Consider the following 15,485-nt stretch of genomic DNA (forward strand, 5'->3'; position numbering starts at 1 on the left):
TTCCATTAATAATATGAGTTTGCTTTTCTAGTATGTTAATATAACATACATGGTAATTAATACAACTCGGAGGAAATTATTGTGCAATTCACATGGCAAAATCAAGATGAACAAAACGCTGGTATCAAGAAGTTCTTAGGTGCCCATGGCGTCTCACATCGGATGTATAATGATGTTAAATCAACTGGTACAATTCTAGTGAATGGTAACGCAGTTGGTTTGGATTATAAACTTGTCGTGGGAGACGAAGTGACGGTAATCTTTCCACCGGAAACAAGTGACGATGAGGTTGCATTCAGCTATGAAGCAATCGATGTCATCTATGAAGATAATAACTGGTTGGTGGTGAACAAACCAGCGGGGTTAACCAGTGTGCCGGGACCGTCTAACCGTGTCGATACGTTGGTCAACCGCATTAAGGGTTATTTAAAAAAACGGGGTAGTTCCGATTTAAGACCACACCTGATTACTCGATTAGATCGTTTTACATCTGGCATTGTCTTGGTTGCCAAGAACCGTTTGGCCAATAGTCTAGCTAACCAACAGGTGGCTCAACACAAGATTGATAAGATGTATTATGCTGTCGTTGATGGTACCGGTCTAGATGAACATGGGATGATTGATAAACCAATTGGGCGTGTCGGTGACAACTTCAGAAGAGAGGTCATCGAAGACGGTCAAAATGCCAAGACCGAATATTGGAAGGTCGAAGAATTTGATGATGCCACACTGGTGCGTTTGAAACTCCACACGGGTCGAACCCATCAAATCAGAGTTCACATGACATCACTAGGTCATCCATTATTGGGAGATGAATTATATCAAGGCCCACTTGATAGGGGCATTGACCGCCAAGCACTTCACGCTTACTACTTAGAGTTTAATGATGAACTAGCAAATCAAGTTCGCACTTTTGAGATTGAATTACCAACGGATATGAAATCTGTGGTGAAGGAGGATCATAATGACTGAAAAAGCCAAATTAGTACATTGTATTGTAGATGATGCACAACTATATTCTGATGAAGGTTTCTACCTAGGAGACTTGGCCCAATCAATGTCCAATTCAATTAAGGCCGATTACCCAGGCGCTAAGGTCACCAGTTTTATTTGTGCTCACCATCTGTTGAGATATCGAATGTCTCGCGTTGATGCATTAATCAATGCTGACTTGAAACAAAGTCAAAAGATTAACCGTAAGTTGACCAAGGCACTACAAAACGATAACTATGAAATCAGAGACGTCAACGAGGCATTGCAACAAAGCCTAACCTTTGGCCAAAAGATTTCCGATGCCGTCGCTAGATTTGGGGGTAGTTGGACCTTTATCTTCATCTTTATCGTCATCTTGATTATTTGGATGGTTATTAATGGTTTGGCACTATTTGGTGTCCACTTTGATCCATATCCATACATTCTATTGAACCTATTCTTGAGTTGTTTCTCAGCAATTCAAGCACCCATCATCATGATGAGTCAAAACCGTGCCGCTGAACGTGACCGTTTGCACTCAGAAAATGATTTTCATGTTAACTTAAAATCAGAACATGAACTAAGAATTATCCACGCTAAGCTAGACCACTTAACCCAAAATCAATTACCTCATGATTTGGAAGTTGAAAAATTACAACTGCAAATCCTAGGTGAAGTTAGAAGTGAGCTAGCTAAGTTGCGTGACGAAAACACTAAATTAAAAGAAAAACTAAAACAACAGGAGAATCAATAATGGAAGATAACATTCAATTAGGTGCAGACGTTTTCAACAAGATGATGTTTGTGCTAGAAACACCAGTAACACAAGACAACCACAAGTACTACAAATTCATGGATCAAGAAATGCAAGAAATTGCCGACAACATCTGGGCAATGCCTGCTTACATGAAGGAAGACGATGACTTCTCAATGTTCTTCATCATCACTGAAATTGAAAGTGGTGAAACAGTCGTTGCGTTCTCAGAAGGTAGTCTACAAGATGGTAACTTCTCATTAGGAGAACCAATGGTTTCTGGAAAGGGACTTAATATTTTAAACGAACATGATGAAAAAAGAGCAGCCTCAGTTCTTCATTTTCTAAACCAAATTTCCAAATCAGCTGAAGGAAATTGGCGAATGATTGAGGACTAAAATTATCGATTTTTAACATGTTCTCAAGGTGCGTCATGATGGGCTTTATGAGAGTTTTCATAAAAGTCCATTTTTTTGTAAAAAAGTCTTTGCTTTTTGGAAAAATGGTGGTAATATTTTCTAGTCGCTAAAATGCTAAATATTTAAATCAAACACAAAAAGGGGGGCTTAGATCATGTTAATGAGAAGAGCACAAATCGAAGATTTTAACGCAATTGAACAAATTATTTTCGAAGGGAAGGAATTGCTTGCCAAACAGGGTGTGAACCAATGGCAAACAGGCTACCCAAATGCAGAATCATTAATGAACGACATCGTAAACGGATGGACTGTTGTACTTGAAGAAGATGGTGAAATCTTAGGCACAGCTGCCGTGATTGACGGACTAGACACTAGTTACGAAAATCTTGATGGTCAATGGTTGACTGACGGCCCTTACCTATCAATTCACCGCGTTGCAGTTTCCAACAGACACCACGGTAGAGGATTGGCTCAAAAGTTATTTGAAGGCATCTTCAATGCAGTGGAAAAAATGGACAACGTTCAAAGCGTTCGTATTGACACAAACCCACTTAACTTGGGCATGCAACATGTCATCAAGAAAGCTGGCTTTGTAGAAACCGGCAGAGTGGTTCCAATCTCTGCAACAGACTCATCAAACGTCGTAATGAACTACGCATACGAAAGAGTAATTAAACAACCAATGTTAATTGCCTAAGCTGATTTTTTTAAATCAGCTTTTTTTGTATTCTGACAAAAGGTATAATGAAATTGAATGGAGGAGGTGGCATCATGCACGAACATGAACATAACGATGTTAACGCCATGTCGCAACGTCGTTTCTTTACAGTGACAATCTTAAACTCATTAATTACGCTAGTTGAATTTTTAGGGGGAGTTTTTTCAGGAAGTTTGTCACTATTATCAGATGCTTTTCACAATTTTGCTGATTCAGCATCAGTAGTTGGTAGTTATTATGCGCACCGAATTAGTCAAAGGCCCCAAAATCAATTGAATACCTTTGGGTACAAGCGAGCTCAGATTATCTCAGCGTTTTTAAATTCACTATTTCTAGTGATTATCTCCGTTGTCCTAATCGTTGAAGGGGTGCAAAAACTATTCAAACCAGAACAGATTAACGGAAACTTAATGCTAATTGTTGCTGTGGTTTCGACAGTTGCTAATTTGGTATCCACACTACTATTAAGTCGTGGTTCAAAGCATAATCTAAACATTCGAGCTACATATTTACATTTATTGAGTGATACTTTAGCTTCACTTGGTGTTATCCTAGGTGGGATTTTAATTAAGTTATTCGATTGGGTGCTAGTCGATCCAATCATCACCATCATCGTCGCACTATACATTTCAGCTGAAGCATATCCAATCATTAAAAAGACCGTTAAGATTTTGATGCAGGGATCACCAACAGTTGATTGCTATGCAATTCAAAAGGACATGATGAACATTGAAGGAATTACCGGAGTTCACCACGTTCACATCTGGTCGGTAGATGAAAACAGTATCGTATTCTCAGCGCACATTAACATGCAAGACATGCTAATTTCCGAGGCTGAAAAGATTTATGATCCAGTTGCCAAACTATTACATGATAAGTACGGCATCGAACACGTCACACTTCAAGCCGAAGTAGAACGCGGGAAGAAAGAGGATTTATATCTCGATTCCAGAAACGATATTGATTAATAGAGAAAATAAAAAAAGACGCTTTTCAAAACGAAAAGAGTCTTTTTTGTTTTGAAAAACGGCCTTTTAAATTATACCCCGTGTGGAGCAGCTACAAATTGTCTGTCATACCACTCGTTCCAAGTGATTTCGCTATTACCATTGGCGAAGTATTTCATATCTAATTCGCCCAATAACTTGGCATAGCTATGACTACAATAAATGATGGTGTCCTTGGCAGCATGTTCTAATGATTCGAACTTGTTGCGGTAGACCTCCTGATTGATTTGCCATAACATCGATTGGTCAGGAACCTGACTTAAAATCTCCATGTTTTGGCTTCTGTAACAACGAACGTAAAATTCGCTGAATGACTTGATACTAGTAACTTTGGCTTGTTCGCTAAGCTCATCGAAACTGAATAACTTTTCTCCCATAAAAACGCCTCACTTTCGTATCGTAGATATTAATATTTAATATCTCGCCTTAATTATATAATTTTCCCCGAAAAATAGAAATAAAAATGGTAAAATAGTATATAAAGTTGTAAGATACTCTTTAGTAGATTTGAATTTAGGAGACATGGATATAAAAATGACCCCAAAAAAAGAGGACTATTTAAAAATTATTTTTGAGCTAGGTGGAACCAAAGAAAAGGTATCCAACAAGAGGATTGCCATTAGTTTGGACATTGCACCAGGATCAGTTACTGAAATGGTTAACAAGCTATTAGATGAAGGATTAGTTGAACACGAACCATACTCTGGAGTGTCCTTAACTGACGACGGAATCAAGTTAGCTGAAGTCCTAGTTAGAAAACACCGTATTTGGGAAAGTTTTTTAGTAAACGAACTAGGATATCCACTTCCAGATGTTGATAAAGAAGCTGAAGTGTTGGAACATTCTACCAGTGGTAGATTGCTAGAAGCAATGTACAAAAAATTGGGGAACCCATCTCACTGTCCACATGGAGGAGTTATTCCGAACATGTCAGGACACTATAAAGAAGATAGCCATCGCCTATTAAATGATGCTGATGACGGCGAAACAGTCGTTGTTGACCGTTTCATCGATAATCACGACCTACTAACATATTTAGGCGACATTCAATTAGATATTGGCGACAAGCTTAAGGTAATTAAGCATTCACCATTTGAAGGACCGGTAACAGTCCAAAATCTAACTGATAATCAAGAAAGTGACATTAGCTACAAGGCTTCTCACTACGTATTTATAAGAAATGCTGATTAATTAAAAGACTGAATTGAAAAATTCAGTCTTTTTTATTATCATCATAATCAATGTTATAATTAGAAAAACATTAGATGACACGGAGGTGAGATGGTTGAACGAAAGACAAAGAAGTAAGTTAGTCGTTGAGACCTGTCTACTTGCTGGAAAGATTATGATTGAAAATGGATCTGAAATGGTCAGAGTCACCGATACCATTGATCGGATTTCAAGAAATGCCGGGGCCACCGAGGCTAGGGCGTACGTTACTTTGACCGGGATTATCATGTCAGCAACGCCTGATATGGGGTCACAGGTCACAGCAATTGATAAAAGAACGTTTGATTTGGAGAAGGTATCAACGGTTAATGATTACTCTCGTCAGTTCGCTGATAAGAAAATCTCACTTGGTGAATTCTATCGCCGTTTAAAGAAAATGGACAAGGATGTTAGACCATTCCCATTCTGGCTTCAAATGATTGGTGCGTTTATGGTTAGTTCCACTCTGGAAGTGGTATTTAGAAGTAACTACACCGATTTCTGGGCAGCCGGATTCGTTGGAATGATGGGGTGGTGCATCTATTGTTTGACCGATCACTACACGGACATTCGTTTCTTAAATGAATTCATTGCGGCGATTTGTATCGGCTTTATGTCGATTCTAATTATTCGAGCGGGAATCGCCAAGAGTGCCGATGATTTAATCATTGGGGGGTTGATGCCACTAGTTCCCGGGGTACCAATTACCAATGCGGTAAGAGATACGTTATCTGGTAACTTGGTATCGGGTCCATCTAGAGGAATTGAAGCGATTATGAGCGCCTGTGCACTAGGCTTTGGTGTGGCAATGGCAATTAAGATTTTGGGGTGATTTATATTGGTAACCGTAATTATTTATAGTGTGTGCGTTTATTTCGCCACCATCGGATTTGGTTTATTAATTAATCTACCCAGAAAAGCATTGAACATGGCCGGAATCGTTAGTTTGATTGGCTGGTTAGTCTTTCATATCGTCAACGTTCACATGGGCGGATACTTAGCCGCAGATATTTTAGGAACCTTTACCGTTGGGATATTGAGTATCTTTGCATCACGCTACAAGAAGATGCCAGTCATTATCTTCAACATTCCAGCGCTGGTGCCACTAGTTCCTGGAGGGCAGGCTTATCAAGTTATGAAGTGCCTAGCAATTGGTAACTATGCGCTAGCCAAGTCCAACTTGATCCAAGTCATCTTCATCGCTGGTGGAATCGCATCTGGTTTCTTGTTTGCGGAATTTTTAAACCAACTATACTTAAGATTGAAAACATATTTGAGAACAAAAAAAGCAACGAGATAATCTCGTTGCTTTTTATTTTGCGTTTTATCCGAAGAAGAAACTGATGATTAAAACGATTAGAACGAATGTGGTAATCCAAACGTATAGCATATCTTTTTCCTTGTAGAAGGAATAGATTGATACGATTACTCTTAATACGGGAGTAAGGATTAGACAAAAGATTCCAAGCATCATAATCGCGTATGGTTTTAATGTCGCAATGCCACTAAAGATGGCTTTAAAAGTAGTAGGGAATGCGTCGTGAGCATATCCAGACTTACCGGTGATTAGAAGTAGTAATAATCCAATAATCATGATGGTAGCTGAGATGACAACACCGACACGTAAAATCTTTCCGATTACTAATTCGATACGATTCATTTCTTCTTTAGTTGCTGGTTGTTGTGTATTCATGATCTAACCTCCTAGAATCCTTTGTATAACATGCTACATGCGATGTAGAACATGATAGGGACGAAGATAATACGAATCCATCTAGCAGGAAGCACTTGCATGACACGAGAACCGATTGTCGCACCAACTAGAATTCCTAGTGCTAATGGCACGGCCACTTGTGGCAAGATTGAACCGTTGAAGAAGTACACTGTTGCTGAAGCAGCTGCGGTAACTCCCATCATTAGGTTACTAGTTGCACTTGATGGTTTTAAAGGCATCTTCATGAAGGTATCCATTGCGATTACCTTGAAGGCACCTGAACCAATTCCTAGTAGCCCGGAAGCAAGACCGGCACCAAACATTACGGATAGTCCACCGGGGATGTTTTCCACCTTGTAGTCTATTTGTTTCTTTTCAGCTTTATCGTAGTAACTTGAGTTAAGACGAAGTTTTTCAGCTAATTTATCATCTTTGGTGCTTAGATTGGACTTGTTTTTGTTCAATAGTTTCTTGACCATGTTAAATGCGGAGAATAGTAGTAATAGTCCAAATAGTATGTAAAGGTATTTAGGCTCTAGAATTCCTGTAAGTAAGGCCCCAGATAATGCACCAATAGTAGTGGCAATTTCTAAAAACATTGCAACACGTAAGTTTAATACTTCATCTTTTAGATAAGCGATTGTAGATCCAGAACTAGTGGCGATAACCACAACGATACTGGCCCCGATAGCGTATTTAATATCTAAATGGAAGAAGAGTGTTAGGACGGGGGTGACGATAATTCCACCACCCAATCCTAGGACAGCGCCACCGATACCCGCTAGGACACCGATGACAATCATTAGAATGACTGTTTCAATCATTTGTAGCTCCTCCTAAAATTATAAATTACTTAATATTATAACAATTATTAGTTTCTTTGCACCTATTCCAAGTTCCAAAATTAGAAAATACCCTTAAGAATGGTGTTAGCTGTGGTATAATGGCATTAAAAAGTGATTAGGAGGATCGATGCATTATGATCATCGATAAGGATTACACCCGCGGTATTAGGCTTTTCGTTGGGTTAGTTTTATCATTATTTATTACTGCATCGGTAATGATTGACTCAGGCTACCTAAGATTTCTTGACTCAATCTTTATCGGTCAAATCCAAAAAACTACTGGCGGATTCAAGGATACAATCATGCATATGGCTACCACTTTAGCTAGTCCCAAGATGGATATCATCTGGATTTTCGTTTTGGCATTCTTTATGTGGGGATTCAAGTTTAAGCTTCAAGCTTTATGGGGAATCTTTACTTTAGCTGGTGCTGACGTAATTGGATTCATCGTTAAAAACATTGTTAGACGTGATCGTCCAGTATTCCACAGCGCGTCTGATACCGGATTTAGTTTCCCAAGTGGACACGTATTAGGTATCTTCATCGTGATTGCGGTTGTATGGATTGTCATTCTTCCACATATCCAAAGTAACTTAATCAGAAGACTACTATATGTACTAACATTTTTATTTGTCCTATTGGTAATGGTATCTAGAATTTATCTAAATGCCCACTTCCCAACTGACACTGTTGGTGCCGTAGTTATCGGTTACACTTGGGTACAAGTATCTGAAATGTTATATGTAAGATATGCGCCAAGATTAAAACAACACTGGCGTCCAGTTTTACATTCATACCTATAATAAAAAAGAACTGATGAATTTCATCAGTTCTTTTATTTTGCCCAGATTTCATTTAACCAGGTAATGGCAAGGTCAAACCATTCGGCGACACGGGCATTATTGGAATCTTCGTTCCAGGATGTAATGTTATTGGCGAGGCCCATTCCGTGAGGACCGTGGTGGAAGATGTGTAATTCATTATCCACATTGTATTCGTTTAACTTGATGGAATACTTAAGGGCATTTTCCACAGGGACGAATGGATCGTCGGCGGTGTGCCAGATAAATGTTGGCATGTTTTTAGCTGAAACGTGTTCGTCAGCCTTTACTTGTTGTTCATCTGATACCCAGTTGAGGATACTTTCCTTGTCCTTGGGAAAACCACAGGTCAAGTTAGTCACAGGGTAGCTTAGTATAACCGCATTTGGTTTTAAAATATTTGCGTTATCCACATCGGCTAGTTTTTGCATCCAATCGGTGTGGTAAAAGTCATTGTAGAGACTACAGATATGACCACCAATCGAGAATCCGGCAATCACGATTCTATTTTCATCGATATTGAATTCGTTGGCGTGTTCTCGAATGTACTTGATGCTGTTGGCCAATTCCTCTATTGGATTGGGCATTAGTGGCATTGCTTCTTGTTCGAATGTGTATCTTAGATAGAAACTTTGGTAACCGTTGGCACTGAAATTGAGTGCAAAGCTTTCTGCTTGGTGGAGTGAAATGTGAGTATAAGATCCACCGGGAACGACGATTACGGCAGGATATTTGTATTGATTAGTTTGCACATCTGCTGATTTAAGATATCCTTGAAGAAAAGCGTTTGAGTTTTGACGAATCGATTCTCTGATGATTCTCATGTAAGCACCTCTCAAATATGTTTTACATATATTTTAACGCAAGGAGATAATGATTGTGGATAAAAAGAATAATTCACCTGAAAAAGAAGTGGCAGTCACTGAGTTACGCACAGATGATTTTGCCGACTATTATGAAATGATGCGCGATGAACAACTAGCCCAAAAGACCGGCTTTGAGCCAGTTAACGATGAAAGAAAGGCGCATATGCTGTTCGAATCCGAAAATGATACCAATAAAACGTATGCAATTCGACTTATCAACGGTGGAAAACTAATCGGGATTATTAATATTTTTCCTGAAATTGGGGATAACTTCGAACCAGATTACGAAAATATCGAATTAGGTTACTTTATTAACACAAGTTATCAACAGCGTGGATACATGACCTATGCATTGGGTGAGGTTTTAAATTGTCTAAAAGCACCCGTAAAGGTGGTCGAAGCAACGGTTGAAGCCCGTAATTTACCTTCGCAAAAAGTTTTACACAGTTTAGGTTTTACACAGGTGGATGAATACGAAGACAACCTCGTTTTTGAAATGAAAGTAAAATAGTATTGTAATCGTAAAGACATTAATATATAATGTTGTAGAAATCTAAGAAGAGGCGCAGCTGACAAAAGTAGCCATCATGAGTCGATAGGGCGACAACGATTGATGGTGAAAGGGGATGTCTGCCGAAACGACCGATTCCTTATGAATCGAGTTTGTTGGGTTCTAGCTTAATAGGCTAGAGACTGTCGTGGTTGATTCCACGGAGTGCTTTGTGATCAATAATTAAAAGAAATTATTATGGTCTCTTCTTGTGTTTACAGGAAGAGACTTTTTTAGTTATTATCGGCACCTCTTAGAAATACTTATAGAGGGTGAAATACATCATGAGTGAAAACTCAAATAATCATGTAAAGAGAGGTTTAAAGACTAGACACGTTTCTATGATTGCCTTAGGTGGTTCAATCGGTACCGGTCTATTCGTTGCCTCTGGTTCAGTTATTAGCCAAGCGGGACCTGGTGGAGCATTAGTTGCTTACTTATTAATGGGACTAATGGTTTACTTTTTAATGACTAGTTTAGGTGAAATGGCAACCAACACACCTATCTCAGGTTCATTCGCGGCTTACGCAGGTAAGTACGTTGACCCAGCGCTTGGATTTGCCATGGGTTGGAACTACTGGTTCAACTGGGCCATTACCGTTGCCGTTGATATCTCAACTGCAGCTTTAGTAATGAAGTTCTGGTTACCACACATGCCAGGTTGGATTTTCAGTGCGATTACATTAGCACTAATCCTTTGTGTGAACGCATTATCAGTTAAGTCATTCGGTGAAACAGAATTCTGGATGTCATTGATTAAGGTTATTACAATCTTTATCTTCTTAGCTGTTGGTGTTTTAACCATTTTTGGTATCATGGGTGGCCACTACATTGGTTTATCTAACTTCACTTACAAGCAAGCGCCATTCGTTGGTGGTATTCCAATGATTTTAGCGGTATTCGTAGTCGCTGGTTTCTCATTCCAAGGAACTGAATTAGTTGGTATTACTGCTGGTGAATCAGATAACCCAAGAGAAGCCGTTCCACGTGCGATCAAGGATGTTTTCTGGAGAATTATCTTATTCTACATCCTAGCAATCTTCGTAATTGGTGCAATCATTCCTTACACTAGTCCTGATCTATTAGGTTCAAGTGCTACCGATGTTGCAATTAGTCCATTTACAATCGTATTCAAGCGTGCTGGTTTAGCAGCCGCTGCTTCTATTATGAACGCTGTTATCTTAACTTCAGTCATTTCATCAGCTAACTCAGGAATGTATGCTTCAACTAGAATGCTTTACTCAATGGCTCACCAAGGATTCGCTCCTAAGGCTATGGGTAAGACTAACCGTCGCGGTATTCCAGTTGGTGCCTTAACAGTTACTACTGTGATTGCATTACTTACTTTCATTACAAGTATCGAAGGTCCACAAATTTATCTATGGTTAGTTGCCGCTTCTGGTCTTACTGGTTTTATTGCTTGGGTCGGAATTGCACTATCACATTACCGTTTCAGAAGAGCCTTCATCAAGCAAGGTCATTCACTAGATGAATTGAAGTACCATGCTACTTGGTTCCCAATTGGACCAATCATTACTTTAATTCTATGTATCCTAGTTATTTGTGGTCAAAACGTAAACTCATTTGCTAACTGGGATTGGGAACAAATCGGAATTACTTACATCTCAGTACCACTTGTATTAATTCTATACATTGGTTACAAGATTAAGCACAAGACACATCTAATTCCTCTAGATAAGGTTGATGTATCTCCTTCTGATTTAAGAGATGAAGAAAAATAATATAATGAAGATGCCGTTTTAACGGCATCTTTTTTGTTTGCCATCAATTTCTTCATATTCAAAACGACTTGAATGTATTAAAATAGTATATTAGAAAACGAAATTAAGGAGATTATTATGATAGTACTTGCTGGAACCATTGGAGCCGGAAAAACCTCTTTAACTAAGATCCTATCTGCTCATCTTGATTCAACTGGGTATTACGAATCAGTGGACGATAACGAAATTCTTCCATTGTTTTACAAGGATCCTAAGAAGTATGCATTCTTATTACAAATTTACTTCTTAAATACACGTCTAAACAATATTGAAAAGGCCCACAACGAAAAGTTAAGTGTTATGGACCGTTCTATCTACGAAGATTCATTACTATTTAGATTGAATGCTGATATGAAACGTGCCACTTCAACTGAAGCTGATATCTACGATTCATTGTTGGAAAATATGATGGAAGAAATTCCTGGTTCATTGAACCAAAAGAATCCTGATTTATTAATCCACATCAACATTTCATTCGATACCATGTTAAAACGAATCAAAAAACGTGGTAGAAGTTACGAACAAGTGGATAAAGATCCAGAACTATACAACTATTACCAAGACTTAAATAGTCGTTACAACGACTGGTATGACAACTACAATTTATCTCCTAAGATGCAAATCGACGGTGATAAGTTTGACTTTATCGAAAACGAAGAAGATTTAGCAGCAGTTCTAAAACAAATTGATGAAAAAATTGCTGAATTGAACTTAAAATAGTTGCCAATCACATTTTTTTATAATACTATTGAGTCAACAAATAAACGCAAGGTATGTTTTTAAGTAGACAACAAAGAGATGCAATGGTTGGTGTGAATTGCAAGTCGAAATTCCGGCATACGCAAAAGCGGGTAGGTAATGCTACACGGCAGGTGACCGTTATCTCCAAACGAGTGTTTAGCATGTGCTAAGAACTTGGGTGGTACCGCGAAAAGAAGACCTTCGTCCCAATGGATGGAGGTCTTCTTTTTTATTTGCAAAATTGGAGGTATTTACTATGTTAGATATGAAAATGATTCGTCAAAACGCTGACTGGGTAAAGGAAAAGTTAGCTACTAGAAATATCAAAGCTGAAACAATCGATGAACTATTAGGTTACGATGAAAAGCGTCGTGAACTAATCGTAAAAAGTGAAGGATTAAAAGCTAAGAAGAACGAAGTATCAAAGAAAATTGCTGAAGCAAAGCGTAACAAGGAAGACGCTGCTGACGCCATCGCTGAAATGCAACAAGTAGGTAAGGAAGTTAAGGAATTAGATGAACAACTTGAAAAAGTTGAACAAGATCAACAAGACTTAGCGGCGCACTTACCAAACATTCCAGCAGATGACGTTCCAGTTAGTTTGACTGAAGAAGGTGCCGTTGAACTAAGAAAATACGGTGAACCACGTAAGTTTGACTTCGAACCAAAACATCACTGGGACTTAGGTGAAAAGTTAGGCATCTTAGACTTCGAAGCAAGTGCTAAGGTTGCCGGTAGTCGTTTTGTTTACTACATGGGTGCAGGTGCACAGCTAGAACGTGCTATTTACAACTTCTACTTAGACCAAAATGCTAAGGCTGGTTATAAAGAAGTATTACCACCATACATGGTAAACTCAGCATCAATGTTTGGTACTGGTCAATTCCCTAAGTTTAAGGAAACAAAGGCCGGTTTCGAAATTGCTGACAGTGATTTAACAATGATTCCTACTGCCGAAGTTCCATTGGTAAACTACTACAGAGATGAAGTAATGGATGCAGACAAACTACCAGTTAAGTTCACTGCACTATCACCAGCATTTAGATCAGAAGCTGGTAGTGCCGGAAGAGACACAAGAGGTCTAATTCGTCTACACCAATTCAATAAGGTAGAAATGGTTCAATTCACTAAACCTGAACAATCATGGGATGCACTAGAAAGCATTACTGCACATGCAGAAGATCTATTGAAGATGCTAGGTATTCCTTACCATGTAATCACATTAACTACTAGTGACATGAGTTTCACTGCTGCAATGACTCATGACATCGAAGTATGGATGCCAGCTCAAGGTCGTTACCGTGAAATCTCAAGTTGTTCAAACACCACTGATTTTCAAGCACGTCGTGCACACATCCAATACAGGGATGAAAATGGTAAACTACAATATGTTCACACTCTAAACGGTTCTGGCTTAGCTGTTGGTAGAACTGTAGCTGCTATCTTAGAAAACTTCCAAAATGAAGATGGATCAATCAACATTCCAGAAGTACTACAACCATACATGGGTGGTAAGACTAAGATCGAAAAAGAAGACTAATTGAATAGTTATAACTAAAGCGATAATCGAAAGATTGTCGCTTTTTTATTTTTTTGAAAAAAAGGGTAGACAGATAGCAGAAATTTAGATATAATATCTTTTGTTGAGTTAAAGAGAACGGCTCAGAAGCAAGTCATATCAACAATTAAGTAAAATTTCTTGTTGACATCACTTGAAAGAAATGATATTATTAAATAGTTGTCTTGTTAAGAGATAACTTGGAAGACCTCATGGAGGATTAGCTCAGTTGGGAGAGCATCTGCCTTACAAGCAGGAGGTCACAGGTTCGAGCCCTGTATCCTCCATATGAGCCGTTAGCTCAGCCGGTAGAGCATCTGACTTTTAATCAGAGGGTCGGCAGTTCGAACCTGCCACGGCTCATTGGCTCTATGCCATATACATTTTAATATAATCATGCGGGCGTGGCGGAACTGGCAGACGCGCTAGATTTAGGTTCTAGTTTCCTTATGGAAGTGGGGGTTCGAATCCCTTCGCCCGCATTTGCAATTTGCATAATTGCTGCCGACTTAGCTCAGTTGGCTAGAGCGCTTCACTAGTAATGAAGAGGTCGGGTGTTCGAATCATCTAGTCGGCATTATGCGGAAGTAGTTCAGTGGTAGAACATCACCTTGCCATGGTGGGGGTCGCGGGTTCGAATCCCGTCTTCCGCTTTTGCATAGTTCTGCCGGGGTGGCGGAATTGGCAGACGCACAGGACTTAAAATCCTGCGGTTAGTGATAACCGTACCGGTTCGATCCCGGTCCTCGGCATTTCAATAATTTAATACTATTATGCACCCATAGCGCAACTGGATAGAGTGTCTGACTACGAATCAGAAGGTTGTAGGTTCGACTCCTACTGGGTGCATTTTTTTATTTTCGGGAAGTAGCTCAGCTTGGTAGAGCACCTGGTTTGGGACCAGGGGGTCGCAGGTTCGAATCCTGTCTTCCCGATAATATAACCAAAAGAGAAAACATTAATTTGTTTTCTCTTTTTTGTTTTTCGTTAAAAATCTTTGCATTTTCAATATAAGTCCGTATAATTATAGTCAGAATTAGTCAAAGAAAGAGGTGGTATTATGCAGGGTAAGAATATTTCGGATATTATTGAGAAGTATTTAAAGGAAATGATTGCTGAAGACGAGAGAGTCGAAATAAGTAGATCTGATATTGCCAGCCATTTTGATGTGGTTCCATCACAAATTAACTACGTTATTAAGACTAGGTTTACCATTCAAAATGGATACGTAGTCGAAAGTAAACGTGGTGGCGGTGGATATATCCGCATTGAAAAGGTGAAGCTGCTTGATAATATAGATATTTTAGATACGCTGATTAATGCCATTGGCGACGATTTAACACAACGTGAGGGTAAAGCAATTATCAACACTTTGGTGTTAAATGATCTAATTACTGACAATGAAGCCGATTTAGTGTTAGCATCTATTAACAAGCAGACACTAGCCGTTGGCAACAAACTACTTGAAAATGAGATTAGAGCGAATATAATGGTCGCAATACTTGATCATTTAAGATACAAAAGCTAGAA

At 39.0% G+C, this 15,485-nt stretch carries 18 protein-coding genes, 8 tRNA genes and 1 riboswitch; of the genes, 22 read left to right on the forward strand and 4 right to left on the reverse strand.

What is annotated here, in order from left to right; genetic code table 11:
- The first annotated feature begins 81 nt into the window (after positions 1-81).
- The 5 genes from ACOMA7_RS03915 to ACOMA7_RS03935 all read left to right on the forward strand — a co-directional run bounded on the left by ACOMA7_RS03915 (position 82) and on the right by ACOMA7_RS03935 (position 3,831).
- Positions 82-972, forward strand: coding sequence for an RluA family pseudouridine synthase (locus ACOMA7_RS03915; protein WP_421392124.1), 891 nt, complete (start codon positions 82-84; stop codon positions 970-972).
- Complete coding sequence (locus ACOMA7_RS03920) at positions 965-1,726, forward strand: DUF1003 domain-containing protein (RefSeq protein WP_034531471.1); 762 nt, start codon at positions 965-967, stop codon at positions 1,724-1,726. The genes ACOMA7_RS03915 and ACOMA7_RS03920 overlap by 8 nt, the downstream gene beginning before the upstream one ends.
- Positions 1,726-2,124: a hypothetical protein gene (locus ACOMA7_RS03925; protein WP_421392126.1), complete on the forward strand. Its 399-nt coding sequence runs from the start codon at positions 1,726-1,728 to the stop codon at positions 2,122-2,124. The genes ACOMA7_RS03920 and ACOMA7_RS03925 overlap by 1 nt, the downstream gene beginning before the upstream one ends.
- 175 nt (positions 2,125-2,299) lie before the next feature.
- The gene (locus ACOMA7_RS03930) at positions 2,300-2,842 is read left to right on the forward strand and encodes a GNAT family N-acetyltransferase (protein ID WP_041152933.1); all 543 of its coding nucleotides are present in this window, start codon (positions 2,300-2,302) and stop codon (positions 2,840-2,842) included.
- A gap of 74 nt (positions 2,843-2,916) precedes the next feature.
- Complete coding sequence (locus ACOMA7_RS03935; protein ID WP_198177927.1) at positions 2,917-3,831, forward strand: cation diffusion facilitator family transporter; 915 nt, start codon at positions 2,917-2,919, stop codon at positions 3,829-3,831.
- A 71-nt stretch (positions 3,832-3,902) separates the two neighbouring features.
- Here the strand turns inward: ACOMA7_RS03935 and ACOMA7_RS03940 are convergent, their stop codons facing one another.
- Entirely contained in the window at positions 3,903-4,247 is a 345-nt protein-coding gene (locus ACOMA7_RS03940; protein WP_057198220.1) for a hypothetical protein, read from the reverse strand.
- 157 nt (positions 4,248-4,404) lie between these two features.
- Here ACOMA7_RS03940 and ACOMA7_RS03945 point away from each other — a divergent pair, with 157 nt between their 5' ends.
- From ACOMA7_RS03945 to ACOMA7_RS03955, 3 genes are all read left to right on the forward strand, one after another.
- Positions 4,405-5,061: a metal-dependent transcriptional regulator gene (locus ACOMA7_RS03945; RefSeq protein WP_034531476.1), complete on the forward strand. Its 657-nt coding sequence runs from the start codon at positions 4,405-4,407 to the stop codon at positions 5,059-5,061.
- Between the two features lie 85 nt (positions 5,062-5,146).
- Entirely contained in the window at positions 5,147-5,911 is a 765-nt protein-coding gene (locus tag ACOMA7_RS03950) for a threonine/serine exporter family protein (protein WP_167540462.1), read from the forward strand.
- Between the two features lie 6 nt (positions 5,912-5,917).
- Positions 5,918-6,379, forward strand: a complete 462-nt coding sequence (locus tag ACOMA7_RS03955) for a threonine/serine exporter family protein (protein ID WP_176589803.1) — start codon at positions 5,918-5,920, stop codon at positions 6,377-6,379.
- Between the two features lie 24 nt (positions 6,380-6,403).
- Here the strand turns inward: ACOMA7_RS03955 and ACOMA7_RS03960 are convergent, their stop codons facing one another.
- Positions 6,404-6,772: a DUF1634 domain-containing protein gene (locus ACOMA7_RS03960; RefSeq protein WP_034531479.1), complete on the reverse strand. Its 369-nt coding sequence runs from the start codon at positions 6,770-6,772 to the stop codon at positions 6,404-6,406.
- A gap of 11 nt (positions 6,773-6,783) precedes the next feature.
- The gene (locus tag ACOMA7_RS03965) at positions 6,784-7,617 is read right to left on the reverse strand and encodes a sulfite exporter TauE/SafE family protein (RefSeq protein ID WP_034531480.1); all 834 of its coding nucleotides are present in this window, start codon (positions 7,615-7,617) and stop codon (positions 6,784-6,786) included.
- Positions 7,618-7,772: 155 nt separating this feature from the next.
- Here ACOMA7_RS03965 and ACOMA7_RS03970 point away from each other — a divergent pair, with 155 nt between their 5' ends.
- A complete protein-coding gene (locus ACOMA7_RS03970; protein ID WP_034531481.1) occupies positions 7,773-8,441 on the forward strand; it encodes a phosphatase PAP2 family protein in 669 nt (222 codons plus the stop codon).
- A 32-nt stretch (positions 8,442-8,473) separates the two neighbouring features.
- Here the strand turns inward: ACOMA7_RS03970 and ACOMA7_RS03975 are convergent, their stop codons facing one another.
- The gene (locus ACOMA7_RS03975; protein WP_034531482.1) at positions 8,474-9,283 is read right to left on the reverse strand and encodes a lp_1002 family arylesterase; all 810 of its coding nucleotides are present in this window, start codon (positions 9,281-9,283) and stop codon (positions 8,474-8,476) included.
- A gap of 55 nt (positions 9,284-9,338) precedes the next feature.
- On the opposite strand from ACOMA7_RS03975, the gene ACOMA7_RS03980 reads away from it, so the two are divergent.
- The 13 genes from ACOMA7_RS03980 (at position 9,339) to ACOMA7_RS04040 (ending at position 15,483) form a co-directional block, all read left to right on the forward strand.
- A complete protein-coding gene (locus tag ACOMA7_RS03980) occupies positions 9,339-9,836 on the forward strand; it encodes a GNAT family N-acetyltransferase (protein WP_326865162.1) in 498 nt (165 codons plus the stop codon).
- Between the two features lie 39 nt (positions 9,837-9,875).
- Positions 9,876-10,054, forward strand: a riboswitch (Lysine riboswitch).
- 105 nt (positions 10,055-10,159) lie between these two features.
- Positions 10,160-11,617 carry an amino acid permease gene (locus ACOMA7_RS03985; RefSeq protein ID WP_057198208.1) on the forward strand — a complete coding sequence of 486 codons (1,458 nt, stop codon included), beginning with the start codon at positions 10,160-10,162 and terminating at the stop codon, positions 11,615-11,617.
- Between the two features lie 117 nt (positions 11,618-11,734).
- Entirely contained in the window at positions 11,735-12,376 is a 642-nt protein-coding gene (locus ACOMA7_RS03990) for a deoxynucleoside kinase (protein ID WP_198177931.1), read from the forward strand.
- Between the two features lie 277 nt (positions 12,377-12,653).
- Positions 12,654-13,937, forward strand: a complete 1,284-nt coding sequence (gene serS, locus ACOMA7_RS03995; RefSeq protein ID WP_034531486.1) for a serine--tRNA ligase — start codon at positions 12,654-12,656, stop codon at positions 13,935-13,937.
- Positions 13,938-14,169: 232 nt separating this feature from the next.
- Positions 14,170-14,242, forward strand: a tRNA-Val gene (locus ACOMA7_RS04000).
- Between the two features lie 3 nt (positions 14,243-14,245).
- Positions 14,246-14,318: transfer RNA gene (locus ACOMA7_RS04005), tRNA-Lys, on the forward strand.
- A gap of 35 nt (positions 14,319-14,353) precedes the next feature.
- Positions 14,354-14,437 (forward strand) — tRNA-Leu (locus ACOMA7_RS04010).
- A gap of 21 nt (positions 14,438-14,458) precedes the next feature.
- Positions 14,459-14,532, forward strand: a tRNA-Thr gene (locus tag ACOMA7_RS04015).
- 4 nt (positions 14,533-14,536) lie between these two features.
- Positions 14,537-14,608, forward strand: a tRNA-Gly gene (locus ACOMA7_RS04020).
- Positions 14,609-14,621: 13 nt separating this feature from the next.
- Positions 14,622-14,707, forward strand: a tRNA-Leu gene (locus ACOMA7_RS04025).
- A gap of 23 nt (positions 14,708-14,730) precedes the next feature.
- Positions 14,731-14,804: transfer RNA gene (locus ACOMA7_RS04030), tRNA-Arg, on the forward strand.
- A gap of 12 nt (positions 14,805-14,816) precedes the next feature.
- Positions 14,817-14,890, forward strand: a tRNA-Pro gene (locus tag ACOMA7_RS04035).
- A gap of 125 nt (positions 14,891-15,015) precedes the next feature.
- Positions 15,016-15,483 (forward strand): CtsR family transcriptional regulator, encoded by a 468-nt coding sequence (locus ACOMA7_RS04040; RefSeq protein WP_041152923.1) that lies wholly within the window; start codon positions 15,016-15,018, stop codon positions 15,481-15,483.
- The last annotated feature ends 2 nt before the right edge of the window (positions 15,484-15,485 follow it).

This window comes from Apilactobacillus intestinapis, from assembly GCF_049166695.1.
Lineage (GTDB): Bacteria > Bacillota > Bacilli > Lactobacillales > Lactobacillaceae > Apilactobacillus > Apilactobacillus kunkeei_C.